Source organism: Rathayibacter sp. PhB152 (assembly GCF_003751395.1).
Lineage (GTDB): Bacteria > Actinomycetota > Actinomycetes > Actinomycetales > Microbacteriaceae > Rathayibacter > Rathayibacter festucae.
In genome coordinates, this window is record NZ_RJUT01000008.1 from 1 (window position 1) to 25,516 (window position 25,516).

Sequence of the window (25,516 nt, forward strand, 5' to 3'; positions counted from 1 at the left end):
AAGCGCTTCGTCGCACGCCGCGTCTTCCACGACCTCGCCACCGACCTCCGACCACCCAGACTCACTGCTTGACATCCATAGGACCATCCAGCATGTGTGCGGACACCGGACAGGAACTCTGCAGATCGCCGACCGCCCGCAAGGCGAACGTGCGAATCGCGTGCCAGCGATTCGCGCTAGGCGGACGCAGGACGCTCTGCGGAACGCGACCGCCTCGTCAGCCGACCGCGGTCGGGATCGCCGAAGGCGATCCCGACCAAAAGGTTCAGTCCTGGGCGGCGATCAGTGCCGTGTCGGTCGTCGCGCGGACCGCCGGGTGGCCGGCGCCCTTGCGGCCGCCGGTCTTGGTGCGGATCTCGACCCACTTGGCGATGCCGGAGAGGATCAGGCAGATGCCGATGTAGATCGCGCCGACCACGATGGCGGCGGGGATGATCGGGCTGTCCAGGCTCGGCTGGTTGCCGAGGTAGCGGGCGTAGTAGAGCAGCTCGTTGTAGGTGATGATCGAGCCGAGCGCCGTGTCCTTGAGGGCGACGACGAGCTGGGCGATGATCACGGGCAGCATCGAGCGGATCGCCTGCGGGAAGAGGATGAGGCGCATGACGCCCGCCTTGCGCAGGCCGATCGCGTAGCCCGCCTCCTTCTGGCCGCGCGGGAGGGCCTCGATGCCGGCGCGGAAGATCTCGGAGAAGACGGAGCCGTTGTAGAGCGTCAGTGCGATGACCACGGCGAGGTACGGCGTGAGCTTGAGCCCGACGAACGGGAGCCCGTAGTACATCAGCATCATCAGGATGAGGACCGGGATCGCGCGGAACAGCTCGATGAAGAGCGTGACCGGAATGGTGATCCAGCGGCGGTCGGAGAGGCGGCCGATCGCCAGCAGCAGGCCGAGCACGATGCTCGCGACGCCGGCGGTGGCGAAGGCGGCGAGCGTCTGCCCGAGAGCCGCGCCGATGCTCTGCCAGACCAGCGGGTAGCCGAAGGCACGCCATTTGGCCGCGGAGAACTGCCCGGACTCGGCGAAGCGCCAGAGCACGAAGGCCAGCAGAGCGACGAGGACGAGCAGGACGACGGCGCCGATGACGCGGTAGCGGGCGACCGCGCGGGGTCCGGGGTTGTCGAAGAGGACGGAGCTCATCGGGCGACCCTCCACTTCTTCTCGAGCTGGCGTTGGAGGAGGGAGAGCCCGGTGACGAGGATCACGAAGGCGAGCGCCACCCAGAGCACGACGATGAGGCTGTTCTCGCCGCGCTCGTTGAGCACGCGGACGATCGTCCCAGCCTCGGCGACCGAGAAGCCGGCGGCGACGGTCGTGTTCTTGAGGAGGGCGATCAGCACGCTCATCAGCGGCGGGATGACCGAGCGGAACGCCTGCGGCAGCACCACCTGGGTCATCGTGAGCCCGAAGTCGAGGCCGATCGCGCGGGCCGCCTCGGCCTGGCCGATCGGCACGGTGTTGATCCCGGAGCGGAGCACCTCGGCGACGTAGGTCGCGGTGTAGATGCTCAGCGCAGTGATGGCGAGGTTCGTGTAGCCGACGTCCGGCAGGTCGAGCTTCGGGTACCCGAAGGCGAAGAAGAACATCAGCAGCGTCAGCGGCGTGTTCCGGATGGTGTTGACGTAGACGGTGCCGACCGCTCGCGCGATCGGGACGGGCGAGACGCGCATCGCTCCGACCACGGTGCCGAGGAGGAGATCGAAGACGAGCGACACGACGAACAGCAGCAGGGTGTTGCCGAACGCGGGGACGAACACGTCGAGGTTGTTCAGGAGAACATCCATGCTGCGTGCCCTTTCATCGGGGAGGTGGAAGCGGACGCCGGTGCGGCGCGGGGCAGAGGAGGTCCCGGGGCGGTGCGCGACGCGCCGCCCCGGGACTCCTCAGGGGTGTCGGCCTAGTAGGCGTCGACTGCGGGCTGCTCGACCGTGGTGCCGGACTGGCCGAGGGTCTCGTCGTAGATCGCGCTCCAGGTGTCACCGCCGTCGGTCAGCATCTCGTTGATGAAGCCGCGCAGTGCGGTGTCGTCCTTCGCGAGGCCGATGCCGTAGAGCTCGGTGCTGAAGGGCTCGCCGACGACTTTGAGCTCGTCGGGCTTCTGCGCCGCGTAGCCGATCAGGATCGCGCCGTCGGTGGTGACCGCGTCGACCTGACCGTCGGCCAGGGCGTCGACGCACTGCGAGTAGGTGTCGAACTCGACGGGCGGGACCTCGGGGTAGTTCGCGCGGATGTTCTGGATCGGGGTGGAGCCGGTCGCGGAGCACACGGTGGTGTCGGCCGAGAGATCCTCCGGACCCTTGATCGTGTCGTTGTCCGCGGCGACCAGCAGCTGCTGTCCGGTCTCGAAGTACGGTCCGGCGAAGCCGACCTGCTCCTTGCGCTTGTCGGTGATCGAGTAGGTGCCGACGTAGTAGTCGATGTCGCCGTTCACGATCGAGGCCTCGCGGTTGGCGGAGGGGATCGGCTGGTAGTCGATCTTGTCGGCGGAGAAGCCGAGGGACGCGGCGACCCACTTCGCGATCTCGATGTCGAAGCCGGAGCGCTCCCCGGTCGCGGCGTCGAGGTAGCCCAGACCGGGCTGGTCCTCCTTGACGCCGATGGTGACCCGGCCATCCGCCGTCATGGCGTCGAAGGTGGGGCTGCCCTCGAGGGTGACGTCGGTGGCGACCTCGTACGCCGCTCCGCTCCCCTCGGAGCCGGAGTCCGAGCCGCCGCCGGTTCCGGAGTCACCGGCGCAGCCGGCGAGGGTGAGGGCCGCTGCGGCGAGTCCCGCGGTCATGAACATGAGCTTGGTGCGCATGATCGTCCTTCCTGGGGTGTGGCCCGCTGGAGCGGGCGATGTCCGGTCGCTCCCCGGGGTTCGGGGGGCGACCTGTCGAACGGCGGCCGAGGCGGGGTCCGCCCGCGGCGCCGGAGACCTAGTGGGTGATCAGCTTCGAGAGGAAGTCCTTGGCCCGGTCGGTCCGGGGGGCGGTGAAGAACGACTCGGGATCGGTGTCCTCGAGGATCTCGCCGTCGGACATGAAGACGACGCGGTGCGCGGCCTTGCGCGCGAAGCCCATCTCGTGGGTGACGACGATCATCGTCATCCCCTCCTCGGCGAGGCCGACCATGACGTCGAGGACCTCGTTGATCATCTCGGGGTCGAGCGCGGAGGTCGGCTCGTCGAAGAGCATCACCTTCGGCTTCATCGCGAGGGCGCGGGCGATGGCCACGCGCTGCTGCTGACCGCCGGAGAGCTGGGCGGGCGTCTTGCCCGCCTGGTGCCCGACGCCGACGCGGTCGAGCAGCGCCTGCGCCTCCGCCTCGGCGGCCTTGCGCGAGAGCTTGCGAACCTTGATCGGCCCGAGCGTGACGTTCTCGAGGATCGTCTTGTGCGCGAAGAGGTTGAAGGACTGGAAGACCATGCCGACGTCGGCGCGCAGGGCGGCGAGCCCCTTGCCCTCCTCCGGCAGCGTCTGACCGTCGATCGAGATCGTGCCGCCGGAGATGGTCTCCAGCCGGTTGATCGTGCGGCAGAGCGTGGACTTGCCCGACCCGGAGGGACCGAGCACCACGACCACCTCGCCGCGGTTGATCGTCAGATCGATGTCCTTCAGCGCCTGGAACTCGCCGTAGTGCTTCTGGACCCCGTCGAGGACGACGAGGGGCTCGCGGGCGGCAGCGGACGATCGCCCGGCCTGGGAGGGTGCTTCCATTCCGTCAGAGAATCACACGGGCATGGGTGGGTCAAATCATGAGCGGATTCTTAACCAGAGCGCAACAACCGGGGCTCGCTCCCAGCCTCATACCATGCCGAGGTGGTCTTCTCTCAGTTCTGGCGTGAAACGTCTCAGATCGAGTGCGCGTCGGGACTTCAGGAGCGGAGCGCGAAGGCGCTCTCGTAGAGGCAGACCGAGGCGGCGGTGGCGAGGTTGAGCGACTCCGCGGCGCCGTAGATCGGCACGGCGACGACGCCGTCCATCAGCTCGAGCGACTCGTCCTCGAGGCCGCGGGCCTCGTTGCCGAACACCCAGACCGTCGGCTGCGCGAGGTCGCCCCGGGCGCGCACGTCGAGCAGGCCCTCGCCCTTGACGTCGGCGGCGACGGCGCGGAGGCCTGCGGAGCGCAGCCGCTGCAGCACGTCGGGCAGCTCGGCTCCGACCGCGACGGGCAGGTGGAACAGCGAGCCCGTGGTCGAGCGGACGACCTTGGGGTTGTAGAGGTCGACGGAGCGGCCGGTCAGCACGACGGCGTCGGCACCCGCGGCGTCGGCCGCCCGGATGATCGTGCCGAGGTTGCCGGGGTCGCGGACCTCCTCGAGCACGGCGACGAGGCGGGGCTCGGAGGCGACGACGTCCTTGAGGGAAGTCGGGAACTGCCGGCAGACGGCCACGAAGCCCTGCGGCGTGACGGTGTCGGCCATCGAGTCGAGGACGTCCTCGGTCACGTACTCGATCTCGACCTCCGCCTCCTCAGCCGCGGCGACGATCTCGGGGTGGCGCTCGAGCGCGGTGGGGGTCGCGAACGACTCCATCAGCAGCTCGGGCCGGTAGCGCAGCGCCTCGGACATGGCCTGCGGGCCTTCGAGGAGGAAGAGCCCCGACTCCTGCCGTGCCGGACGCCGGGTGAGCTTGGCGACGGAGCGGACACGGGGAGAACGGGGGTTGTCGAGCATGCGGCGAGCCTATCGGCGCACCGTCGCGGGGCCCGGTCGACACGTCGCCCGCGGGGAAGGCCAACCCGCGGGAAGGAGGTCCTGCGACAATTCGGTCCTGCGGGAACGACGAAGGGGGCCACAACTCTCGTCGTGACCCCCTTCGGGGACGTGCTGCGGACTACGCGGCCTTCGGGGCCGAGGTGTCGGCCGGCAGTGCGGCCTTCGCGCTCGCCACGAGGGCGGTGAAGGTCGCGGGCTCGGTGATCGCGAGGTCAGCGAGGATGCGGCGGTCGACCTGGATGCCGGCCAGGGCGAGGCCCTGGATGAAGCGGTTGTAGGTCAGGCCGTTGGCGCGGGACGCGGCGTTGATGCGCTGGATCCAGAGGCGGCGGAACTCGCCCTTCTTCGCACGGCGGTCGCGGTACGAGTAGACGAGGGAGTGGGTGACCTGCTCCTTGGCCTTGCGGTACAGACGCGAGCGCTGGCCGCGGTAGCCCTTGGCGCGCTCGAGGATGACGCGACGCTTCTTGTGGGCGTTGACCGCCCTCTTGACTCTTGCCATTTCTCTTTCTTCCTTACGATCCGGGTCGGTTGTCGAGGACTACGACGGCAGCGGACTGCCGCGGTGGTCGACTACAGGCCGAGAAGCTTCTTGGCGACCTTGGCGTCCTGCGGGGCGAGGACCTGGTCCTGGTTCAGGCGGCGGGTGCGGACGCTGGACTTCGACTCCAGGTTGTGACGCATGCCGGCCTGCTGCTTCATGAGCTTGCCGGAGCCCGTGACCTTGAAACGCTTCTTGGCACCCGAGTGGGTCTTCATCTTGGGCATGTTCTCTCCTTGTCGACGTCGCACGCGCACTCGGCGGGCGAAACTGGTGCCCCGCGAGCGGGGCGTCCACCGGCCCCGAGGACGGGGCGGCGAAGTATCAGACGGATTCGGACTCGGCCGATTCCTCTTCGGGGGTGTTGGCCTCGCGACGAGCGGCGCGGACGGCGTTCGCCTCGGCCTTCGCCTCGGACTTGTTCTTCAGCGGGCCGATGACCATCACCATGTTGCGACCGTCGATGGTCGGGGTGGACTCGACCTGGCCGAACTCGGACACGTCCTCCGCGAAGCGCTGCAGGAGCCGGACGCCCATCTCGGGGCGGGACTGCTCGCGACCGCGGAACAGGATCATGGCCTTGACCTTGTCGCCGGCCTTCAGGAAGCCCTCGGCGCGCTTGCGCTTGGTCTCGTAGTCGTGCTTGTCGATCTTCAGGCGGAAACGGACCTCCTTGAGGATCGTGTTCGCCTGGTTGCGACGGGCTTCCTTGAGCTTCTGGGCCTGCTCGTACTTGAACTTCCCGTAGTCCATGATCTTGGCGACGGGAGGCTTGGAGTTGGGAGCAACCTCGACCAGATCCAGGTCTGCGTCCTGCGCGAGTCGCAGGGCGACCTCGATTTTCACGACGCCGACCTGTTCTCCGGCGGGACCCACGAGGCGGACCTCGGGGACGCGGATTCGGTCGTTGGTACGGGGATCGCTGATTGCGTTTCTCCTCTGATCTCGGTGAGTTGCTGCTCTGCGGCCGGATTCTTCGTCCGGCGCATCCCGAGAGAGGTGATTCCCTGTGCGAAGCGCGTCTACCGCGCTGCGCTGCACCCTACGACGCGCTCCCCGAGACGTGTCTCGAGGACCGCAGCCCTGCCCCCGTTGCCGGAGGCGGAGTGCTTCTGACCCGGTAACCTAGTGAAGCGGTCAAGCGCGGGTGGGAGAATCTCCACTTTCGAACCGAGGACATGCCTCGGAGCCCGCATCACCATAGCAGACTTCCGGCCGGAAGGGCAGCGGGCGGCGCCCGCCACTCGCCCTCCCCCGCGAGTGCCCCCTCGAGCACCGCCTCGGGGTCCTCGCGAGCGCCGGACTCACCGAACGAGGGACCCATGGCTCAGCACGACGACGATTACGCCCGACGGTTCGGCGACGACTCCGACGTGGAGGCGACCCGCGACATCGCCGAGGTGCCGGCGGTCGAGATCATCACGACCGCCGCGGTGCACCTGATGAGTGCCGCCGCGGTGAAGTGCGGTCTCGCCGACGAGCCGGGCGCGCAGGTCGACCTCGACGAGGCGCGCAAGCTGATCAACGCCCTGGCCGGACTGGTCACGGCCGGTGCTCCCGACATCAGCGACATGCACGCGCGCAGCCTGCGCGACGGACTCCGGACGCTGCAGCTCGCCTTCCGCGAGGCCTCCCCGATCGCCGACCCGATCGGCAAGGGCCCGGGCGAGAAGTGGACCGGCCCGGTCACCTGAGCGGCTAAGCCCGGGTCAGCCCGTCGAAGCGGACGCCAGCTGGAGGGTCATCGAGTCGACCCGGGCGGCGACGATCTCGTCGGCGGCCCAGCGCTCGCCCAGTCGCGCGACCAGCTCGCCGAGCGCCGCGCGGTCGAGGCCGGGCCGCAGCTCCAGCACGATGACGAGCTCCGGTCCCGTCAGCCGCTGACGGGCGTCGCCCGGCCGCACGGCGAGCGAGACGACGGCGTCCTCCCCCTCGGCGCTCGCCCGCAGCGCGGCGAGGACCTCCGGATCGGCCGGGCTCGACCGCCACGGCGAGCCCTCGGCGATCGCCCAGAGCGCGGGGCGCCGGACGGCGAACTCGTGCGGCGAGGCGGGGTCGAGGACCATCAGCTCGGTCTCCTCCGCCACTGCGGCCAGCGCCGCGCGCCGGCCGTCGACCGGGACGGGGCGCGCGATGCGGTCCCAGCGCCGCATCGCCTCGACGTCGCTGAAGACCGGGAGCACGGTGCGGCCGTCCGGACCGGCGACCGTGACGATCGACAGCTCCTGCGACTTGTCGGCACGCAGGCCGGCGACCCCCTCGGCCTCCTCGCCGAGCTTCGCGACCAGGGGGATGAGCAGGCGCGAGACGCGCAGCGCGTCGACCACCGCCTCCGGACCCGCGTCGCCGGCGCCGAACGAGCGCAGGGCAGCGACCAGGGCCTCGGGCGCGCTGCCGTCGTCGTCCGTCGAGGCGCTCTGCTCGAAGTGGCGGCCGGCCCACGGGGTCCCTGCCGAATCGGTCAGGTGCGCGGGAAGCGCCCGGCCCTCACCCGAGGGCGACCCGGTCACTCGGAGGCGACGTCGAGCGCCTCGGCGAGCGTGAACGCTCCGGCGTAGAGCGCCTTGCCGACGATCGCGCCCTCGAGGCCCTGCGGCACGAGGTCGCGGAGCGCGGCGATGTCGTCGAGGTTGGAGATGCCGCCCGAGGCGATGACGGGGCGGTGGGTGCGCGCCATGACCTGCTCGAGCAGCTCGAGGTTCGGGCCCTTGAGGGTGCCGTCCTTGGTGACGTCGGTGACGACGTAGCGGGTGCAGCCGGCCTCCTCGAGGCGCTCGAGGACCTGCCAGAGGTCGCCGCCCTCCTTGGTCCAGCCGCGGGCCGCGAGGGTGGTGCCGCGCACGTCGAGGCCGACGGCGATCTGGTCGCCGTACTGCGCGATGACGCTGGCGGCCCACTCCGGGTTCTCCAGGGCGGCGGTGCCGAGGTTGATGCGCTTCGCCCCGGCGTTGAGCGCGGACTCCAGGCTGCGGTCGTCGCGGATGCCGCCGGAGAGCTCGACGTTCACGCCCTTGACCTGGCGGATGACCTTCTTCATGATGCCGTGGTTGTCACCGCGGCCGAAGGCGGCGTCGAGATCGACGAGGTGGATCCACTCCGCGCCCTGGTCGGCCCAGTCGCCGGCCGCGTCGATCGGGTCGCCGTAGTTCGTCTCGGTGCCCGCCTCGCCCTGCGTCAGTCGGACGGCCTTGCCGCCGGCCACGTCGATCGCGGGGAGAAGGACCAGGCCCGGGGCCTTGGTGAACTCGCTCATCGTCATCCTCAGTCTCGGAGCTGGTGCGGCCGCGGCTCCACCGGAGCCGCCGACCACCGGCCGATCCTAGTTCGTGCGGAGCCCGCCCAGCCAATTCGAGAGCAGGCGCAGGCCCGCGGCACCGGACTTCTCGGGGTGGAACTGCGTCGCCGAGAGCGGGCCGTTCTCCACCGCGGCGATGAAGGGGCCGCCGTGGTCGGCCCAGGTGACGGCCGGACGCGGGAACGGCGGCATGACGTCCAGCGTCCACTCCCGGGCGCCGTACGAGTGCACGAAGTAGAAGCGCTCGTCCTCGATGCCGTCGAACAGCCGCGAGCCGGTCGGCACCGCGACGGTGTTCCAGCCCATGTGCGGCACGACCTCGGCGGGGAGCAGGTCGACCGTCCCCGGCCACTCCCCCAGGCCCTCGCTCTCGACGCCGCGCTCGACGCCGCGCTCGAAGAGCACCTGCATCCCGACGCAGATGCCGAGCACCGGGCGACCGCCGGCGAGGCGCTTCTCGATGATCTCGCCACCGCGCGCCGCGGTCAGCGCCGACATCACCGCACTGAACGCGCCGACCCCCGGGACCAGCAGGCCGTCGGCCTCGAGGGCGCGGGTGCGGTCGGAGGTCAGCTCGACGTCGGCGCCGGCGAGCTCGAGCGCCTTGACGGCCGAGTGGACGTTGCCGGAGCCGTAGTCGTAGACGACGACGGACGGCTGGGCGCCGCTCACAGCGCGCCCTTCGTCGACGGCACCCCGGCGACCAGCGGGTCGAAGGCCTTGGCCTGGCGGAACGCCCGCGCGAACGCCTTGAACTCGGCCTCGGCGATGTGGTGCGGGTCGCGCCCGCCGAGCACGGTGACGTGCACGGTCAGGCCGGCGTTGAAGGCGATCGCCTCGAAGACGTGGCGCACCATCGATCCGGTGAAGTGGCCGCCGATCAGGTGCAGCGCGAAGCCCTCCGGCTCGCCGCCGTGCACGAGGTAGGGGCGGCCGGAGATGTCGACCACGGCCTGGACGAGCGCCTCGTCGAGCGGCACGAGGGCGTCGCCGAAGCGGGAGATGCCGGCCTTGTCGCCGAGCGCCTGCTTGATCGCGGTGCCGAGCACGATGCCGATGTCCTCGGCGGTGTGGTGGATGTCGATCTCGATGTCGCCGGTGGCGCGGACGGTCAGGTCGGTCAGCGAGTGCTTCGCGAACGCCGTCAGCAGGTGGTCGAAGAAGGGCACGCCGGTGGAGAGGTCCGCGACACCGGTGCCGTCGAGGTCGATCGACAGCTCGATGCTCGACTCGCTGGTGGCACGACGGAGGGAGGCGGTGCGCCCGGGAGCGGCGCTCGAGGAGGTCATGGTCTCCAGTGTATTCGGGGGCCGCCGACCCTCCGGGCGGCTACTCGCGGGCCAGGGCGACCGCGCGGTCCGCCGACGGGGCGGGCAGCGCGGCGACCGCCTCGAGGAAGGCGGTGGTCTCGGCCTCGGTGCCCGCGCTCACCCGCAGGTGGTTCGGGATGCCGACGTCGCGGATCAGGATGCCGCGGGCGAGGAGCGCCTCGAACATCGCTCCGGGGTCGGCGACGCCGCCGAAGAGGACGAAGTTGCTGCCGGTCTCGTGCGGGGTGTAGCCGAGCTCGCGCAGTCCGTCGATCATCCGATCGCGCTGGACGATGATCTCGCCGACCATCGCGAGCATCTCGTCCGCGTGGGCGAGCGCCGCGGTCGCGGCCGCCTGGGTCAATGCGGAGAGGTGGTACGGCAGGCGCACCAGGCGGAGGGCGTCGACGACGGCGGGGTCCGCGGCGAGGTAGCCGAGGCGGACGCCGGCGAAGGCGAAGGCCTTGCTCATCGTGCGGGAGACGAGCAGGCGCGGGCGGCCCTCGAGCAGGCTGAGGGCGGTCGGCGCGTCCCGTCCGGCGAACTCGGCGTAGGCCTCGTCGACGACGACGATCCCGTCGGTGGCGTCGTAGACGGCGGCGATCGTCTCGAGGTCGAGCGGCGTTCCGGTGGGGTTGTTCGGCGCGCACAGGAAGACGATGTCGGCGCGCTCGCGGCGCACCGCGTCGGCGGCGTACGAAGCGGACACGCGGAACTCGGCCTCGCGCTCGACGCCGATCCAGCGCGTGCCGCTGCCGGAGGCGAGGATCGAGTACATCGAGTAGGTCGGCGAGAAGCCGAGCAGCGAGCGGCCCGGGCCGCCGAAGGCCTGCAGGATGTGCTGGAGCACCTCGTTCGAGCCGTTGGCGGCCCAGATCGAGTCGGCGGTCAGACCGTGGCCGAGGTAGCCGGCCAGGGAGTCGCGCAGCTCCCGGAACTCGCGATCGGGGTAGCGGTTCACCGTGCGGAGGGCGACGGACACCCGCTCGACGATGTCGGCGATGACGTCGTCGGGAACGGGGTGGGTGTTCTCGTTGACGTTGAGGGCCACGGGCACGACGGCCTGCGGAGCGCCGTAGGGCTGCTGACCGCGCAGGTCGTCGCGGAGGGGGAGATCGTCGAGAGTCGTCACCCCGGAATGGTACCGGGGCACTCGATGCGCTCGATCAGCCCGCGAGGTCGTACTGCGCCGGGATCGCGAGGCGCTGCCCGGGCTCGAGGCCGGCGTTCGCCAGCTGGTTGAGCGACTGGATGTCGTAGACGACGTCGCGCGGGTCGGAGTCCGGTGCGAGCTCCTCCGCGAGGGACCAGAGGGACTCGCCGGCGCGGACGGTGACGTACTGGAACTCGACGTCGGCGCTCTCGCCCGAGGCGACGGCTCCACCGCCGTTGAGTCCGAAGACGAAGGCGCCCGCGACGAGGGGCAGGGCGCCGAGCGTCGCGAGGACGGCGCGGCCACGACGGGTCAGGCGCAGGCGGGTGCGCGCACCAGGCTGCTCGGCAGCGGTGACGTGCTGTGCGGAGGTCTGGTGCTGCGCGATGGTGGAGGGCTGTGCGGTCATGGTGATCGCTCCTTTCAGCAGGGGTTCGGGCCGGGTCCTCGGCCGGGAGGACCCGGTCCGAACCTCTGTTCCGAATATATCTTCGAATACCGCGCCGGGCAAGACCCGGTCGCGTCGCATCCGTTGCTGGATCGCGCGACACACTCGAACGAATGTTTCGAACGCGGACCCCCGCCGGATACAGTTTCGAGAGTCCGCAGTCAGTACAGCAGCGACCACCGACATCGGTGCTCGACGCGGACGGAGAGGGCGCGCACGCGGCGTGCGCACCGAGAGAGGGACGATCGTGAGCGACGCGCAGACGGCCGGGGCGAAGGCGGCCGGGGCGAAGGCGGCCAGGACGACGACTCCGGCGCCGAAGGCGAAGGCGGCGGCGAAGCCCGCGGCGGGCCGCCGCCGGAAGAACCTCAGCGCGAAGCAGCTCGCGATCCTCGACGCCATCCAGCGCTCGGTGTCCAGCCGCGGCTATCCGCCGAGCATGCGGGAGATCGGCGACGCCGTCGGCCTCGCCTCGCTCTCCAGCGTGACCCACCAGCTCAACCAGCTCGAGCTGAGCGGGTATCTGCGCCGCGATCCCAACCGCCCCCGGGCGCTCGAGATCCTCATCGACGTGCCGAGCTCGACCGAGGACGACGGCTCGTTCGAGTCGACGGCGACGGTCGCCGACGCGGCGATGGTGCCGCTGGTGGGCCGGATCGCGGCGGGTGTGCCGATCATGGCGGACCAGCAGATCGACGAGGTCTTCCCGCTCCCCCGCCAGCTGGTCGGCAAGGGCGAGCTCTTCATGCTCAAGGTGGTCGGCGAGTCGATGATCGACGCCGCCATCTGCGACGGCGACTGGGTCGTCGTCCGCTCGCAGCGCACCGCGGAGAACGGCGAGATCGTCGCCGCGATGCTCGACGGCGAGGCGACCGTCAAGGTCCTCCGCCAGCGCGACGGCCACACCTGGCTGCTCCCCCGCAACTCCAACTTCGAGCCGATCCTCGGCGACGAGGCCGAGGTCCTCGGCAAGATCGTCGCGGTGCTCCGCTCCGTCTGACGCGGCGGCGCACACGCGCAGGAGGGGCGGACGGCGTCGAGCCGTCCGCCCCTCCTGCGTTCACCGGGAGGCACGGCGAGCAGCTCGCGCAGCGTGACGACGAAGCGCCCGCGACCGCGGAGGTGATCCGTGGTCGCGGGCGCTTCAGGCGCGGGTGCCGGCTCCGCCGCTACGCCTCGACGGCGGCGACGGGAGCCGCGAACTCGCCGAGCGAGCCGGCCAGGTCCTCGTGCACGAGCGCGTGGACGTGCGTGCCGCCCTCGACGTACTGCGTCGAGAGGATCCGGCCGTTGCGGTGCAGCGAGGAGACCACGTCGCCCCGGTCGTACGGCACCAGCAGATCGATCTCGATCTGCGGCTCCGGCAGGATCTCGGCGATCTTCGCCTGGAGCTCGTCCATCCCCTCGCCGGTGCGCGCCGACACGAAGACGGCGCCGGGGGCGAGACCGCGCAGCACGAGCCGCTGGCCCTCGTCGACGAGATCGGACTTGTTGAACGCGATGATCTCGGGGATGCTCCGTGCGCCCACCTCGCCGATGACGTCGCGGACGGTGGCGATCTGCCCCGCGGGGTCCGGGTGCGAGGCGTCGACGACGTGGACGATGATGTCCGAGTCGGCGACCTCCTCCAGGGTCGAGCGGAACGCCTCCACCAGCTGGTGCGGCAGGGCGCGCACGAAGCCGACGGTGTCGGCGAGCGTGTAGCCGCGCCCGTCCGGAGTCTCGGACTTGCGGATGGTCGCGTCGAGGGTCGCGAAGAGCGAGTTCTCGACGAGCACGCCCGCGTGCGTCATCTGGTTGAGCAGGCTGGACTTGCCGGCGTTGGTGTAGCCGGCGATGGCGACCGACGGCACCGCGTTGCGCTTGCGGTTGGCGCGCTTCGCCTCCCGGGCGGGCTTCATCGCGGTGATCTGCTTGCGCAGGCGCGCCATGCGGGTGTGGATGCGGCGGCGGTCCAGCTCGATCTTCGTCTCACCCGGACCACGCGAGCCCATGCCGGCGCCGGCGCCGACCTGGCCGCCGGCCTGGCGGGACATCGACTCGCCCCAGCCGCGCAGGCGCGGCAGCAGGTACTCGAGCTGCGCGAGCTCGACCTGCGCCTTGCCCTCGCGGCTCGTGGCGTGCTGGCTGAAGATGTCGAGGATGACGGCCGTGCGGTCGATGACCTTGACCTTCACCACGTCCTCCAGCGAGCGGCGCTGGCTCGGAGCCAGCTCGGTGTCGGCGACGACCGTGTCGGCGCCGAGGGCGGCGACGAGCCCGGCGAGCTCCTCCGCCTTGCCCTTGCCCAGGTAGGTGCTCGGGTCGGGGTGCGGCCGGCGCTGGAGCAGACCGTCCAGGACGGTCGCTCCCGCGGTCTCGGCCAGGGCGGCGAGCTCGTGCAGCGAGTTCTCCGCGTCCTCGATCGAGCCCTGCGAGTAGACGCCGATCAGCACCACGTTCTCCAGCCGCAGCTGGCGGTACTCGACCTCGGTGACGTCCTCGAGCTCGGTGGAGAGGCCGGCCACGCGCCGGAGCGCCTGGCGGTCCTCACGATCGAACTGGTCGCCGTCACTGGTCTGCTCGGCGTCGCGCTCGACGTCGCCTCCGGCGCTCTGCAGCGCCTGGGCTCCGCCCGCGACGAACCGCGAATATCCCGACGAGCGCGACTGCGCGTTTGCCAGGACCCGCGAGACGACGTCCACGGCCTCGGTCGTGTCGGTCTCGTTCAGGTCTTCCGTCATCCGGATAACACTAACTCCTCAGCTGTTGATAAGTTCACTTCTCATGGCCGCCGAGCACTACTTCACCAGCACTCCCGACGGCGACCTCCGACCCCGGAGGATCAGCGCCCGGATCGCCGGCCGCGACCTCGAGGTCACGACTGCGGGCGGGGTGTTCAGCCCCGGCCACGTCGATCTGGGCACCCGGGTCCTGCTGGACGCGGTCCCCGACGCCCCCGCGAGCGGAGACCTCCTGGACCTCGGCTGCGGCTGGGGACCGATCTCGCTCGCCCTGGCGCTCGGCTCCCCCGACGCCCGGGTGTGGGCGGTCGACGTCAACCAGCGGGCGCTCGAGCTCGTCCGCCGCAACTGCGCAGATCTCGGTGTCACCAATGTCAACGCCGTGCTGCCCGAGGATGTTCCCGAGGACGTCCGCTTCGCCGCCGTCTGGTCGAACCCGCCGATCCGGGTCGGCAAGGCCGAGCTGCACGCGCTGCTCGAGCGCTGGCTGCCGCGCCTCGAGGCGGACGCGGAGGCGTGGCTCGTCGTCCAGCGCAACCTCGGCGCCGACTCCCTGCTGACCTGGCTGACCGAGACGTTCGAGGGCCGGCTCGAGGTCGACCGGATCTCCTCGGCCAAGGGCTTCCGCGTCATCCGCACCACGCGCACCGCCTGATCGCAGGTATCGGGCGGGCTCGCCGGAGCGGATCGGCGCCGCGCCGGTCGACCGATCGAGCGATCCCGAGCTAGTCGATCCGGATCGTGCCGGTGTAGACGAGGTCGGCCGGGCCGGACAGGCCGACGTGCTCGCCCTCCTCGGTCGGGAACATGGTCACGCCCAGCGTGCCGCCGGGCACCTCCACGCGCCAGGACTGCGGAGCGCGCGCTCCGGCCCAGTAGCGCACGGCGAGGGCCGCCGCGGCGGCGCCCGTGCCGCAGCTGAGCGTCTCGCCGCTGCCGCGCTCGTGGACACGCATCCGGATCCGGCCGATGCCGTCGTGCACCAGCGGCTCGCCCGGCACGACGAACTCGACGTTCGCCCCGTCGGCCGGCTCCGGCTCGATCTGCGGGATGTAGCTGAGGTCGGCCTCGTCGAGCTCCTCGTCGTTGCTCAGGGCGACGACGATGTGCGGGTTGCCGAGGTCGAGCCCGAGACCGGGACGGGGAACCTTCAGCTCCTTGGCCCGGACGAGCGGCTCGCCGCCGGCCAGCTCCCAGCGGCCGAGGTCGACCTGGAAGCCGGCACCGCTGCGGGTGACGTCGCGGACCCCGGCGCGCGTGCCGATGGGGAGGGTGTCTCCCTGCTCGAGCGCCGCGAGACCGCCGGCGAGCAGGAACGCCGCGTAGACGCGGATGCCGTTGCCGCACATCTCGGCGATCGAGCCGTCGGCGTTGCGGTAGTCCATGAACCACTCCGCCTCCGGCTCCTGCTCGAGGGCGGCGGCGCCGTCGGCGAGGGAGCGGGAGCGGACCGCGCGGATGATGCCGTCGGCGCCGACGCCGAAGTGCCGGTCGCAGATCATCGCGATCTGCGCGGGCGAGAGGTCGACCTCACCGTCCGGGTCGCTGAAGAGCACGAAGTCGTTGCCGGTGCCCTGGCCCTTGGTGAAGTGCAGCTCGATCGTCATGCCGATCAGCCTAGCGAGGCGCTGGAGCGCCGACCTGGGCGAGGGCGAGCGCCTGCTCGAGGAGGTCCGGAGCGTCGAAGGGCAGCCAGTGCGCCGCCTGGTAGCGGCGGAACCAGCTGTTCTGCCGCCGGGCGTAGCGGCGGGTGAGCGCCTGGGTGGCGGCGATCGCCTCCGCCTCCGTCAGCTCGCCCGAGCGCTGCGCCAGCGCCTGCGCGTAGCCGATGGCGCGGCTGGCGGTGACGCCGCGCTCGATGCCGAGCGGCACGAGGCGCTCGACCTCCTCGAGCATGCCGCCCGCCCACATCCGCTCGACGCGGCGGTCGAGCCGCTCGACGAGGACGTCCCGCGGCGCGGACAGCGCGAGGACCGTGCTCGGGCGCCACGGGACGGGAGTGTCGGACATCAGAGCGCTGTTCGGCGAGCCGGTGAGCTCGGTGATCTCGAGGGCGCGCACGATCCGGCGGACGTTGTGCGGCCCGATCCGTGAGGCGACCTCGGCGTCGACGGCGCGGAGCCGCTCGAAGAGCACGGCCGGCCCCTCGCGCTCGGCGGTCTGCTCCAGTGAGCGCCGGACGGCCGGGTCAGTGCCGGCGAAGGAGAACTCGAAGATCACGCTCGAGACGTACAGACCGGAGCCGCCGACGAGGATCGGGGTCGCGCCGCGCGCCAGGACACCGTCGATCACCGCGCGGGCCTCGCGCTGGTACCGGGCGACGGAGGCGTCCTCGGTGACGTCGAGGACGTCGAGCAGGTGGTGCGGAACGCCCTGGCGGTCCTCCGGCGGGAGCTTCGCGGTCCCGATGTCCATGCCGCGGTAGAGCTGCATCGCGTCGGCGTTGACGACCTCCGCGGCACCGCCGGACGCGCGGATCGCGGCGGCGAGGGCGAGCGAGAGGTCGGACTTGCCGGTGCCCGTGGCGCCGACGACGGTGAGGAGGGCGGGCGCCGCCCGCTCAGCGCTCGCCATCGAGGGCGTCGTAGATCGGCGTGGTCAGCGTCTCCGGCGCGACCGGCGTGATCGGGCGGAGGCGGAGCGACGGCAGGCCGAGCGAGACCTTCGGTGCGCCGCTGGCGCCCGGAGCCGCGGGGACTCCGCACGACTCCGCCTGCGCGCGGTCCCAGGCGTCGCCGGCGCGGGTGCGGCGGACCTGAAGCGGAGCACCGTCGGTCGAGTCGGCGATCAGGTAGAAGGGTGCGGCGCGGGTGACCTCGACGCTGACGACGTCGCCCGGGCGCGGCTGCTCGGAGCCGGCGGGCACGTCGAAGTGCACCAGGCGGCTGTCCTCGGCGCGGCCGCTGAGGCGGTGCGTCGTGCTGTCGCGGCGGCCTTCGCCGGTCGCGACGAGCACCTCGACCCGGCGGCCGACGACCGTGCGGTTCTCGCTCTCGCTGATCGAGTCCTGCAGCGCGGCCAGGCGCTCGAAGCGCTCCTGGACGACCGCCTTCGGGATCTGGTCGGGCAGCGTCGCCGCGGGCGTCCCCGGGCGGACGGAGTACTGGAAGGTGAAGGCGGAGGCGAAGCGGGCCGCCTCGACCACACGGAGGGTCTCCTGGAAGTCGGCCTCGGTCTCACCGGGGAAGCCGACGATGATGTCGGTGCTGATCGCCGCGTGCGGGATCCGGTCGCGGACGCGGTCGAGGATCCCGAGGAAGCGCTCGGAGCGGTAGGAGCGGCGCATCGCCTTGAGGATGCGGTCGGAACCGGACTGCAGCGGCATGTGCAGCTGCGGCATGACGGCCGGCGTCTCGGCCATCGCGTCGATGACGTCATCGGTGAAGGCGGCCGGGTGCGGGCTGGTGAAGCGGATCCGCTCGAGGCCCTGGATCGTGCCCGCGGCGCGGAGCAGCTTCGAGAACGCCTGCCGGTCGCCGAACTCGACGCCGTAGGAGTTCACGTTCTGGCCGAGGAGGGTCACCTCGATCGCGCCGTCGTCGACGAGCGCCTGGATCTCGGCGAGCACGTCGCCGGGACGGCGGTCCTTCTCCTTGCCGCGCAGGGCGGGGACGATGCAGAAGGTGCAGGTGTTGTTGCAGCCGACGGAGATGGAGACCCAGCCGCTGTACGTCGAGTCGCGCTTGGTCGGCAGCGTCGAGGGGAAGACGTCGAGCGACTCGAGGATCTCGAGCTGGGCCTCGTCGTTGTGCCGGGCCCGCTCGAGCAGTCTCGGCAGCGCCCCCATGTTGTGCGTCCCGAAGACGACGTCGACCCACGGAGCCTTCTCGAGGATGACGTTCTTGTCCTTCTGCGCGAGGCAGCCGCCGACGGCGATCTGCATCCCCTCGTGCCGGCGCTTGACCGAGGCGAGGTGGCCGAGGTTGCCGTAGAGCTTGTTGTCCGCGTTCTCGCGGACCGCGCAGGTGTTGATGACGACGATGTCGGCTTCGGCGCCGTCGGCCGAGACGTAGCCGGCCGCCTCGAGCGAGCCGCTCAGCCGCTCGGAGTCGTGGACGTTCATCTGGCAGCCGAAGGTGCGGACCTCGTAGGTCCTCGGCCGCGCATCGACGAGGGGAGAGGTGACCGGACCGAGCGTGCTCATGGTGTGCGATTCTACGCGCCGCTCCGGCCGCCTCTCGGCGACCGGGCGGCACGGTGGCTCAGCGGAAGCGGACGCTCGAGCCGGGCTTGCGCACCGTCTCGCGGACGACGCGCTGGACCAGTGCGCCGGAGTAGCCCCGTCGCGCGAGGAACCCGGAGAGGCGGCGCTCAGCGACCTCGTCGGAGAGCGACCGCAGGCTCGGCAGGCGCTTGCGCGCGAGCTCCATCGCCGTGCGGTACTCGTCGTCGCCGTCGAGCTCGTCGAGCGCCGTCGCGATCGCGTCCGGGTCGAGCTTGCGGGCGCGCAGCTCCTGCATGATCGACGAGCGCCCGAGCTTCTTGCGCTCGCGCAGCTGGATGACCAGCGACTCCGCCATCTTGTAGTCGTCGAGGTAGCCGAAGCGGGTGAAGCGCTCGAGGATGTCGATCGCGTCCTTCTCGGCGACTCCCTCGGTGTAGAGGCGCGCCTCGACCTCGGCGACCGAGAGGCTCTTGCGCGACAGGCCGCGGACGATGCGGTCGGCGATCTGCTCGGGGTCGGGCTCCTCGGGGAGATCCTCCGCGAAGGAGTCCTCCTCCGGGGAGTCGTCCTCTGCGACGTCCGCCGCGGAGTCGTCCGATCGGGACGACCGGCCCGGAGCCCTCGAGGGCGCTGCGTCCCGCCGTGCGACGTGCGCCGAGAGCTCTGCGATCGCGTCGACGGCGGGCTCGACCGCCTCGGCGGCCGCCCCGTCGTCCTTCACCCAGGGGAGGAAGGCCACGGGCCGACCCTGTGCCCCCTCCGCAGCCTTCTCCCCCACGGGCTACGCGCCCTTGCGGACGGGCGGCTTGGTCTCGCGGACCGGCTGCTTCGTCTCGATCGCGACCGGGGCGGCGTCGACCACGGCGTTCGGGTCGGCGACGACGCCGAGCTTGATCAGGATGCGCTTCTCGATCTCGGCCGCGATGTCCGGGTTGTCGATGAGGAACTGGCGCGCCTTCTCCTTGCCCTGGCCGAGCTGGTCGCCGTCGTAGGTGTACCAGGCGCCCGACTTGCGGACGATCTCGTGCTCGACACCGAAGTCGATCAGGCTGCCCTCGCGGGAGATGCCGATGCCGTAGAGGATGTCGAACTCGGCCTGCTTGAACGGCGGCGCCATCTTGTTCTTGACGACCTTGACGCGGGTGCGGTTTCCGACCGCGTCGGTGCCGTCCTTGAGGGTCTCGATGCGGCGGATGTCGAGGCGGACCGACGCGTAGAACTTCAGCGCCTTGCCGCCCGCGGTGGTCTCGGGGCTGCCGAAGAAGACGCCGATCTTCTCGCGGAGCTGGTTGATGAAGATCATCGTGGTGTTCGTGGTGTTGAGGCCACCGGTGAGCTTGCGGAGGGCCTGCGACATCAGGCGGGCCTGGAGGCCGACGTGCGAGTCGCCCATCTCGCCCTCGATCTCAGCGCGGGGCACGAGGGCCGCGACGGAGTCGATGACGATGAGATCGATGGAGCCGGAGCGCACGAGCATGTCGGCGATCTCGAGCGCCTGCTCGCCCGTGTCCGGCTGCGAGACCAGGAGCGAGTCGATGTCGACGCCGAGCTTCTTGGCGTACTCCGGGTCGAGCGCGTGCTCCGCGTCGATGAAGGCCGCGATGCCGCCGTTGCGCTGGGCGTTGGCGATCGCGTGCAGGGTCAGCGTGGTCTTTCCCGAGGACTCGGGGCCGTAGATCTCGACGATGCGGCCGCGCGGGAGTCCGCCGATCCCGAGCGCGACGTCGAGCGCGATCGAGCCGGTCTGGATCACCTCGACGGGGGCGCGGTCATCGCTGCCCAGGCGCATGACGGCGCCCTTGCCGAACTGGCGGTCGATCTGGGCGAGTGCGGTCTCGAGGGACTTCTCGCGGTCTGAGGAACTGGGCATGGCCGTCTCGCTCTCGTGTCGTGGTGGTATCGCCTACAGGCTGTCGTGTCGTACCGGAGCCGTTCGCGGGCGAGTGCCCCTGAATGCGGTCCCGGCCGGTTGCGACAAGGCGGTGAAGCAGTCCGTGTGACTGATGTCGACGGTAGGCCCGACCACCGACATCGGCGCCGAGCCGGACCGCTTCTGTGGAGACGGAGGCGATCCTGCTTCTGGTGAGGAGCTTAGACCCGTTCGAACAGGGATTCGAGGGTGGCGCGCCCGGCGTGTCGAACACGACTTCGGGCGGCAGGCGACCGCGGGAGCCGCTCGGCGTCAGTGCCGGCGCTTCGCCGGGTCGATCCCGTGCCAGCGGCCCTCGGGGACGTCGTTGGCGCGGCACAGCGCGATCCAGACCTCTCGAGGCTCCGCGCCGTCGCGGAGGGCCTTCTGGGCCGTCCTCCCGCCGAGCTCGGTCAGCACGAGGTCGGAGACGAGGACGCGCGCGTACGCGTCGCCGAACTCGTCGTCGACCAGCTGCTGGAACTCGCTCAGGCGCATGCGTCCACGGTAACAAGCCGAACCGGGGCGGAAGCCCGGAGGGTGCGGGCGGGTGCGTCTCCGGGAACGACGAAGGGCGCCGGAGCCGGAGCTCGGGCGCCCTTCGCGAGGTGCGGTGCGGTGGGTGGGAAGAGGACGGGTCCGCTACTGCGAGACGAGGTCCGCGTCGAATCCGGCGACCATGTCGGCCGGGATGGTGTCGGGGATCGTGTCGATCCCCTCGATGACTGCGAGACGGTCGCCGACCTCGCGCATGATCACCGAGATCGGGGTGTCGAGCGCATCGGCCACCGAGGCGAGGATCTCGGACGACGCCTCCTTCTGACCGCGCTCGACCTCGCTGAGGTAGCCGAGAGCGACACTCGCCTTGCTCGCCACCTGGCGCAGGGTGCGACCTTTCTGCAGGCGAAAGTCCCTGAGGACATCGCCGATCTCCTGACGAACTAGAACCACTGGACCCTCCTTCTCCACGTCAACCGCTTCTCGCGCACCGCTTCGAGGAATGCCGGAGCATCGGATTCGAAGGGGATGTGTACGAGAGAGCCGGATAGCTGTTCACTACCCGGCTCGTGTGAGTCGACTCTAATACCGGATGACTGGACTTTGCGTGTGAGCGACGTCAGATGTAACCCGGCCGAAACCCTGCGCATTCCACGATTCCGAGGCGGTTCGGGGACTCTCGGACGTCACACGGCCGAGGCCGCGAGCTCGCCGGCCAGATCGAGTGCCGCGGCGACGGACGCGGCGCGGATCTCGGGCCGCCCGCCGTCGAAGCGGTGCTCGCGCACGAGCTCGGCCTCGCCCAGGACCGCCGCGACGAACACGGTGCCGACGGCCGCTCCGCCCTGCGGCTCCGGGCCCGCGACCCCCGTCGTCGCGACGCCGACGGTCCGCGCGCCGGCCTCGCCGAGCTGCCGGGCGACGCCGCGCGCCATCTGCACGGCGACCACGGGGTGGACGGGTCCCTCCTGCGCCAGGAGCTCCGCGTCGACCCCGAGCAGGCGGTGCTTCAGATCAGTGGCGTAGGACACCACTCCCCCGCGGTAGACGGCGGACGCGCCGGGCACCTCGACCAGGGCGGAGCTCAGCGCCCCGCCCGTCAGCGACTCCGCGACCGCCAGCGCGAGACCGCGCTCCGCGAGTGCCTGCAGCAGCTCCTCGGCGCTCATCGGCGCCCGCGGGCCGCGCGACTCTGGCGCGCCGCGTCGGCGAGGTAGTCGATGCCGGTCACGACGGTGAGGACGACCGCGGCTGTCATCGTGATGCCGTTCAGCCAGTGCACCCACTCGCCGAGGAAGGTCCAGAGCGGCAGGAGCGCGAGCGAGATCGCGACGGACTGCACGATCGTCTTCAGCTTGCCGCCGCGAGAGGCGGGGATCACTCGGTCCGAGAGGACGGCCATCCGGAAGACGGTGATGCCGATCTCGCGGACCAGGATGACGATCGTGACCCACCAGGGCAGCTCGGCGAGGATCGAGAGGCCGACCAGCGCGGCACCGGTGAGCACCTTGTCCGCGATCGGGTCGAGCAGCTTGCCGAGGTCGGTGACCAGCCCGCGGCTGCGCGCGATGTGGCCGTCGATGCCGTCGGTCGCGATCGCGACGATGAAGAGCAGCGCGGCCGCGATGCGCACCCCGCCGTCCTCGCCGCCGTCGGCCAGGAGCAGCCAGAAGAACACCGGAGCGAGCAGGATGCGCACCACGGTGATCGCGTTGGGCAGGTTCCAGTTGCTCGGGGCGGCGTCGGCGTGCGCGGTGGGGCTGGTCATCGGTCTGAGCCGTTCCTCGTGATCGGTCGATTCGGCGGCGTGGTCGGCGTGGTCATCGCTCAGTCGCGCCCCGTGAGCGCCCAGGCGTCGTCGTGGGAGCCCTCGTCGTCGTCGTGGTAGTCGGTCGCGACCGGGCCCGAGGGCTCCGCCAGCGGATCGGCGTAGGCGTCGGGTGCGGTCGGCGACGGCGCGGCGGAGTGCTCGCCGGGCTCCTCGCCGCGCATCCGCGAGAGGACACCCGGCAGCTGCTCGGCGGTCACCAGCACGTCGCGCGCCTTCGACCCCTCGGAGGGGCCGACGACCTCGCGGGACTCGAGCAGGTCCATCAGGCGGCCCGCCTTCGCGAAGCCGACGCGGAGCTTGCGCTGCAGCATCGAGGTCGAGCCGAACTGCGTGCTGACCACGAGCTCGGCCGCAGCCATCAGCAGCTCGAGGTCGTCGCCGATGTCGGAGTCGATCTCCTTGCGCTGCGCCTGGACCGTGATGTCCTGGCGGTACTCGGGCTGGGCCTGCCGGGTGACGTGCTCGACGACCTTGGCGATCTCCTCTTCGCGGACCCAGGCACCCTGGACGCGCATCGGCTTGTTCGTGCCCATCGGCAGGAACAGCCCGTCGCCCTGGCCGATGAGCTTGTCGGCGCCCGGCTGGTCGAGGATGACCCGCGAGTCGGTGACGCTCGTCACGGCGAAGGCGAGCCGGCTCGGCACATTGGCCTTGATGAGTCCGGTGACCACGTCGACGCTCGGCCGCTGGGTGGCGAGCACGAGGTGGATGCCGGAGGCGCGGGCCAGCTGAGTGATGCGGACGATGGAGTCCTCGACGTCGCGCGGGGCGACCATCATCAGGTCGGCGAGCTCGTCGACGACCACCAGGAGGTAGGGGTAGGGCCGGAGGACGCGGTTGCTGCCCGCGGGGAGCTTGATCTCGCCGCTGCGCACCGCCGCGTTGAAGTCGTCGATGTGCCGGTAGCCGAACGACGCGAGGTCGTCGTACCGCATGTCCATCTCCTTCACGACCCACTGGAGTGCCTCGGCGGCCTTCTTGGGGTTCGTGATGATGGGCGTGATCAGGTGCGGGACGCCGCCATAGATCGTGAGCTCGACGCGCTTGGGGTCGATCAGCACCATCCGGACGTCCTGCGGGCTCGCCCGCATCAGCAGGCTCGTGATCATCGAGTTCACGAAGCTGGACTTGCCGGAGCCGGTCGAGCCGGCGACCAGGAGGTGCGGCATCTTGGCGAGATTGGCCACCACGTAGCCGCCCTCGACGTCCTTGCCGACGCCGATCGTCATCGGGTGGGTCGACGTCGTCGACGCGGCGGAGCGCAGGACGTCGCCGAGCGAGACGATCTCGCGGTCGGTGTTCGGGATCTCGACGCCGATCGCGCTCTTGCCCGGGATCGGCGAGAGGATCCGCACCTCGTTGCTGGCGACCGCGTAGGAGAGGTTCTTGCTCAGCGCCGTGACGCGCTCGACCTTGACGCCCGGGCCGAGCTCGATCTCGTAGCGGGTGACCGTCGGGCCGCGGGAGAAGCCGGTGACCGTCGCGTCGACGTTGAACTGCTCGAGCACCTCGGTGAGCGCGCGGACCATCTCGTCGTTCGCCGCCGAGCGCGCCTTCGACGGCGTACCGGTGGAGAGGGCGGAGGCGGACGGCAGGCGGTAGGGGGTCTCCTCCTCGAACGAGGAGTCGAAGTCGGCGGTGGGGTCGGCGACGACAGGGGCGATCGGACCGGTCTCGATCATCGGCGGCAGCGGGACGGCGGGGGCGACGTCGAGGTCGTCGAGCGCGATCACGCCCGTCGCGTCGTCGTCCACCACGCCCAGCGGGATGCGGGTGGTCGCGCTCTGATCGTGGCGGGCCAGGGCGGCCTCGGCCGACTCGGCCTCGGAGATCACCTCGGTGGCGTAGGAGCGGGTGGGCGGGTCGGCCGGCTCGTCCCGCTCGGCGGACGCCGGCTCCTCGAGCGCGGTGTCGAAGCCCTTCGCGCGGCCCCGGCCCTTGCGGCCCTTCGGCGCCTCGTCCTCGTCGCCGAGCGCGTCGATCGGCAGCTCGGCCTGGACCGTCGGCTCGTCCTCGCGACCGGAGTCGGTGCGGCGCCACCAGGGCAGCTCGCCGCCCTCCTCCTGCTCGTCGTCGGCCTTCTCGCTCTCGGCCTTCGCAGCCGCCTTGCTCGCGGCCCTCTCCGCCTTGAGGCGCGCGCGCTCCTCGTCGTCGAGGACGGGAGCGCCGAAGAGGTAGCCGTAGAGCTCGCGCGAGCGGGCGGCGATCCGGTTCGGCGGGGTCTTGGTGATGATGAAGAGGGAGAGCAGGACGACCAGGGAGAGGAGCACCGTGGCGCCCGGCACGGTCGCGATCGCCACGAGCGGCGCACCGACGAGCCAGCCGAGGACACCGCCGGCGGCGGCCATCTGCTCGATGCCCGAGCCCGGCTGCGGCGCGCCGAGGTGCGCGTGGCAGAGACCGGCGGAGGAGATCAGCAGGACGGCGAGGCCGACGCCGATGCGGCCGTTGTCGTCGACCGAGCGCGGGTGGCGGAACAGCCAGAGCGAGAAGAGCAGCAGCACCACGGGGAGGACGTAGGCGACGCGGCCGAACAGGCCGCCGAAGCTCCAGGCGTCCAGCACGAGGGCGACCGGGTCGGTCGCGAGGAACCACTCCACCACCGCGCCGGCGACGGCGAGCAGCAGGAGCAGGAAGGGGACGCCGTCGCGGCGCTCCTCCTTCGCCAGGCGCTCCGGACCGAGCGCGCGGGCGGCACCGCCGGCCAGGTGCGCCAGCGCCATCCAGACGGTGACGAGCGGATTCGTGCGCGGGGTCGAGCTGAACGCGACCGTGCTCTTCTCGGACGATCCCCGCCCGGAGCCGCGGCCGGAGCGCGGAGTGCTCGAGCGCGCGGGGGCGCTCGCCTTCGCGCGGGAGGTCGTCTTCGGAGTCGTCGCCATAGGGCCACCGTACCCGCCGCCTCCGTCATCGCCGCGGACCCGCGCCGGAGGGCGGCGGCCGCGC

At 71.1% G+C, this 25,516-nt stretch carries 28 protein-coding genes; 3 read left to right on the plus strand and 25 right to left on the minus strand.

Features of this window, described 5'->3' with window-relative positions; translation table 11 throughout:
• Positions 1-265 precede the first annotated feature (265 nt).
• From EDF36_RS17170 to infC, 8 genes are all read right to left on the minus strand, one after another.
• Complete coding sequence (locus EDF36_RS17170; RefSeq protein ID WP_123733929.1) at positions 266-1,138, minus strand: amino acid ABC transporter permease; 873 nt, start codon at positions 1,136-1,138, stop codon at positions 266-268.
• Positions 1,135-1,782 carry an amino acid ABC transporter permease gene (locus EDF36_RS17175; protein WP_123733930.1) on the minus strand — a complete coding sequence of 216 codons (648 nt, stop codon included), beginning with the start codon at positions 1,780-1,782 and terminating at the stop codon, positions 1,135-1,137. The genes EDF36_RS17170 and EDF36_RS17175 overlap by 4 nt, the downstream gene beginning before the upstream one ends.
• 113 nt (positions 1,783-1,895) lie before the next feature.
• Positions 1,896-2,798, minus strand: a complete 903-nt coding sequence (locus EDF36_RS17180; protein WP_123733931.1) for a glutamate ABC transporter substrate-binding protein — start codon at positions 2,796-2,798, stop codon at positions 1,896-1,898.
• 118 nt (positions 2,799-2,916) lie between these two features.
• Complete coding sequence (locus tag EDF36_RS17185) at positions 2,917-3,696, minus strand: amino acid ABC transporter ATP-binding protein (RefSeq protein WP_123444517.1); 780 nt, start codon at positions 3,694-3,696, stop codon at positions 2,917-2,919.
• Between the two features lie 158 nt (positions 3,697-3,854).
• A complete protein-coding gene (locus EDF36_RS17190; RefSeq protein WP_123444518.1) occupies positions 3,855-4,655 on the minus strand; it encodes an RNA methyltransferase in 801 nt (266 codons plus the stop codon).
• A gap of 160 nt (positions 4,656-4,815) precedes the next feature.
• Positions 4,816-5,199 (minus strand): 50S ribosomal protein L20, encoded by a 384-nt coding sequence (rplT, locus tag EDF36_RS17195; protein WP_123444519.1) that lies wholly within the window; start codon positions 5,197-5,199, stop codon positions 4,816-4,818.
• Between the two features lie 71 nt (positions 5,200-5,270).
• On the minus strand, positions 5,271-5,465 hold the full coding sequence (gene rpmI / locus EDF36_RS17200) for a 50S ribosomal protein L35 (RefSeq protein ID WP_056042364.1): 195 nt from the start codon (positions 5,463-5,465) through the stop codon (positions 5,271-5,273).
• Between the two features lie 97 nt (positions 5,466-5,562).
• A complete protein-coding gene (infC, locus tag EDF36_RS17205) occupies positions 5,563-6,165 on the minus strand; it encodes a translation initiation factor IF-3 (RefSeq protein WP_123444546.1) in 603 nt (200 codons plus the stop codon).
• Between the two features lie 395 nt (positions 6,166-6,560).
• Here infC and EDF36_RS17210 point away from each other — a divergent pair, with 395 nt between their 5' ends.
• On the plus strand, positions 6,561-6,932 hold the full coding sequence (locus EDF36_RS17210; RefSeq protein WP_123444520.1) for a DUF1844 domain-containing protein: 372 nt from the start codon (positions 6,561-6,563) through the stop codon (positions 6,930-6,932).
• Positions 6,933-6,947: 15 nt separating this feature from the next.
• On the opposite strand, the gene EDF36_RS17215 is transcribed toward EDF36_RS17210, so the two are convergent.
• From EDF36_RS17215 to EDF36_RS17240, 6 genes are all read right to left on the minus strand, one after another.
• Positions 6,948-7,748, minus strand: coding sequence for an SseB family protein (locus EDF36_RS17215; RefSeq protein ID WP_260300767.1), 801 nt, complete (start codon positions 7,746-7,748; stop codon positions 6,948-6,950).
• A complete protein-coding gene (gene priA / locus EDF36_RS17220; RefSeq protein ID WP_123705565.1) occupies positions 7,745-8,491 on the minus strand; it encodes a bifunctional 1-(5-phosphoribosyl)-5-((5-phosphoribosylamino)methylideneamino)imidazole-4-carboxamide isomerase/phosphoribosylanthranilate isomerase PriA in 747 nt (248 codons plus the stop codon). Before priA ends, EDF36_RS17215 begins: the two co-directional genes overlap by 4 nt.
• A 66-nt stretch (positions 8,492-8,557) precedes the next feature.
• Positions 8,558-9,205 carry an imidazole glycerol phosphate synthase subunit HisH gene (hisH, locus tag EDF36_RS17225; protein ID WP_123733932.1) on the minus strand — a complete coding sequence of 216 codons (648 nt, stop codon included), beginning with the start codon at positions 9,203-9,205 and terminating at the stop codon, positions 8,558-8,560.
• Positions 9,202-9,822, minus strand: coding sequence for an imidazoleglycerol-phosphate dehydratase HisB (gene hisB, locus EDF36_RS17230; protein WP_123444522.1), 621 nt, complete (start codon positions 9,820-9,822; stop codon positions 9,202-9,204). The genes hisH and hisB overlap by 4 nt, the downstream gene beginning before the upstream one ends.
• A 40-nt stretch (positions 9,823-9,862) precedes the next feature.
• Entirely contained in the window at positions 9,863-10,975 is a 1,113-nt protein-coding gene (locus EDF36_RS17235) for a histidinol-phosphate transaminase (protein ID WP_123733933.1), read from the minus strand.
• Between the two features lie 34 nt (positions 10,976-11,009).
• Entirely contained in the window at positions 11,010-11,405 is a 396-nt protein-coding gene (locus EDF36_RS17240; RefSeq protein WP_123733934.1) for a LysM peptidoglycan-binding domain-containing protein, read from the minus strand.
• Between the two features lie 427 nt (positions 11,406-11,832).
• Here EDF36_RS17240 and lexA point away from each other — a divergent pair, with 427 nt between their 5' ends.
• Entirely contained in the window at positions 11,833-12,444 is a 612-nt protein-coding gene (lexA, locus tag EDF36_RS17245; protein WP_243582392.1) for a transcriptional repressor LexA, read from the plus strand.
• A 169-nt stretch (positions 12,445-12,613) separates the two neighbouring features.
• Here lexA and hflX read toward each other — a convergent pair whose 3' ends face one another.
• A complete protein-coding gene (gene hflX / locus EDF36_RS17250) occupies positions 12,614-14,167 on the minus strand; it encodes a GTPase HflX (protein ID WP_123733935.1) in 1,554 nt (517 codons plus the stop codon).
• Positions 14,168-14,210: 43 nt separating this feature from the next.
• Between hflX and EDF36_RS17255 the strand changes: the two genes are divergently transcribed.
• Positions 14,211-14,822 carry a class I SAM-dependent methyltransferase gene (locus EDF36_RS17255; protein ID WP_123733936.1) on the plus strand — a complete coding sequence of 204 codons (612 nt, stop codon included), beginning with the start codon at positions 14,211-14,213 and terminating at the stop codon, positions 14,820-14,822.
• A gap of 70 nt (positions 14,823-14,892) precedes the next feature.
• On the opposite strand, the gene dapF is transcribed toward EDF36_RS17255, so the two are convergent.
• The 10 genes from dapF to EDF36_RS17305 all read right to left on the minus strand — a co-directional run bounded on the left by dapF (position 14,893) and on the right by EDF36_RS17305 (position 25,452).
• Complete coding sequence (gene dapF, locus EDF36_RS17260) at positions 14,893-15,774, minus strand: diaminopimelate epimerase (protein WP_123733937.1); 882 nt, start codon at positions 15,772-15,774, stop codon at positions 14,893-14,895.
• Between the two features lie 10 nt (positions 15,775-15,784).
• A complete protein-coding gene (gene miaA / locus EDF36_RS17265; RefSeq protein WP_123733938.1) occupies positions 15,785-16,741 on the minus strand; it encodes a tRNA (adenosine(37)-N6)-dimethylallyltransferase MiaA in 957 nt (318 codons plus the stop codon).
• The gene (gene miaB / locus EDF36_RS17270; protein WP_123733939.1) at positions 16,728-18,311 is read right to left on the minus strand and encodes a tRNA (N6-isopentenyl adenosine(37)-C2)-methylthiotransferase MiaB; all 1,584 of its coding nucleotides are present in this window, start codon (positions 18,309-18,311) and stop codon (positions 16,728-16,730) included. Before miaB ends, miaA begins: the two co-directional genes overlap by 14 nt.
• Before the next feature lie 58 nt (positions 18,312-18,369).
• Entirely contained in the window at positions 18,370-19,071 is a 702-nt protein-coding gene (locus tag EDF36_RS17275) for a regulatory protein RecX (RefSeq protein WP_166674191.1), read from the minus strand.
• Between the two features lie 42 nt (positions 19,072-19,113).
• On the minus strand, positions 19,114-20,202 hold the full coding sequence (recA, locus tag EDF36_RS17280) for a recombinase RecA (RefSeq protein WP_123444530.1): 1,089 nt from the start codon (positions 20,200-20,202) through the stop codon (positions 19,114-19,116).
• Positions 20,203-20,514: 312 nt separating this feature from the next.
• Positions 20,515-20,739 carry a DUF3046 domain-containing protein gene (locus EDF36_RS17285; RefSeq protein WP_123444531.1) on the minus strand — a complete coding sequence of 75 codons (225 nt, stop codon included), beginning with the start codon at positions 20,737-20,739 and terminating at the stop codon, positions 20,515-20,517.
• Between the two features lie 144 nt (positions 20,740-20,883).
• On the minus strand, positions 20,884-21,192 hold the full coding sequence (locus tag EDF36_RS17290; protein ID WP_123704950.1) for a helix-turn-helix domain-containing protein: 309 nt from the start codon (positions 21,190-21,192) through the stop codon (positions 20,884-20,886).
• A gap of 233 nt (positions 21,193-21,425) precedes the next feature.
• Positions 21,426-21,908: a CinA family protein gene (locus EDF36_RS17295; protein WP_123733941.1), complete on the minus strand. Its 483-nt coding sequence runs from the start codon at positions 21,906-21,908 to the stop codon at positions 21,426-21,428.
• Positions 21,905-22,507 (minus strand): CDP-diacylglycerol--glycerol-3-phosphate 3-phosphatidyltransferase, encoded by a 603-nt coding sequence (gene pgsA / locus EDF36_RS17300; protein ID WP_123704954.1) that lies wholly within the window; start codon positions 22,505-22,507, stop codon positions 21,905-21,907. The genes EDF36_RS17295 and pgsA overlap by 4 nt, the downstream gene beginning before the upstream one ends.
• Positions 22,508-22,566: 59 nt before the next feature.
• Positions 22,567-25,452, minus strand: a complete 2,886-nt coding sequence (locus EDF36_RS17305; protein WP_123733942.1) for a DNA translocase FtsK — start codon at positions 25,450-25,452, stop codon at positions 22,567-22,569.
• Positions 25,453-25,516: the final 64 nt, after the last annotated feature.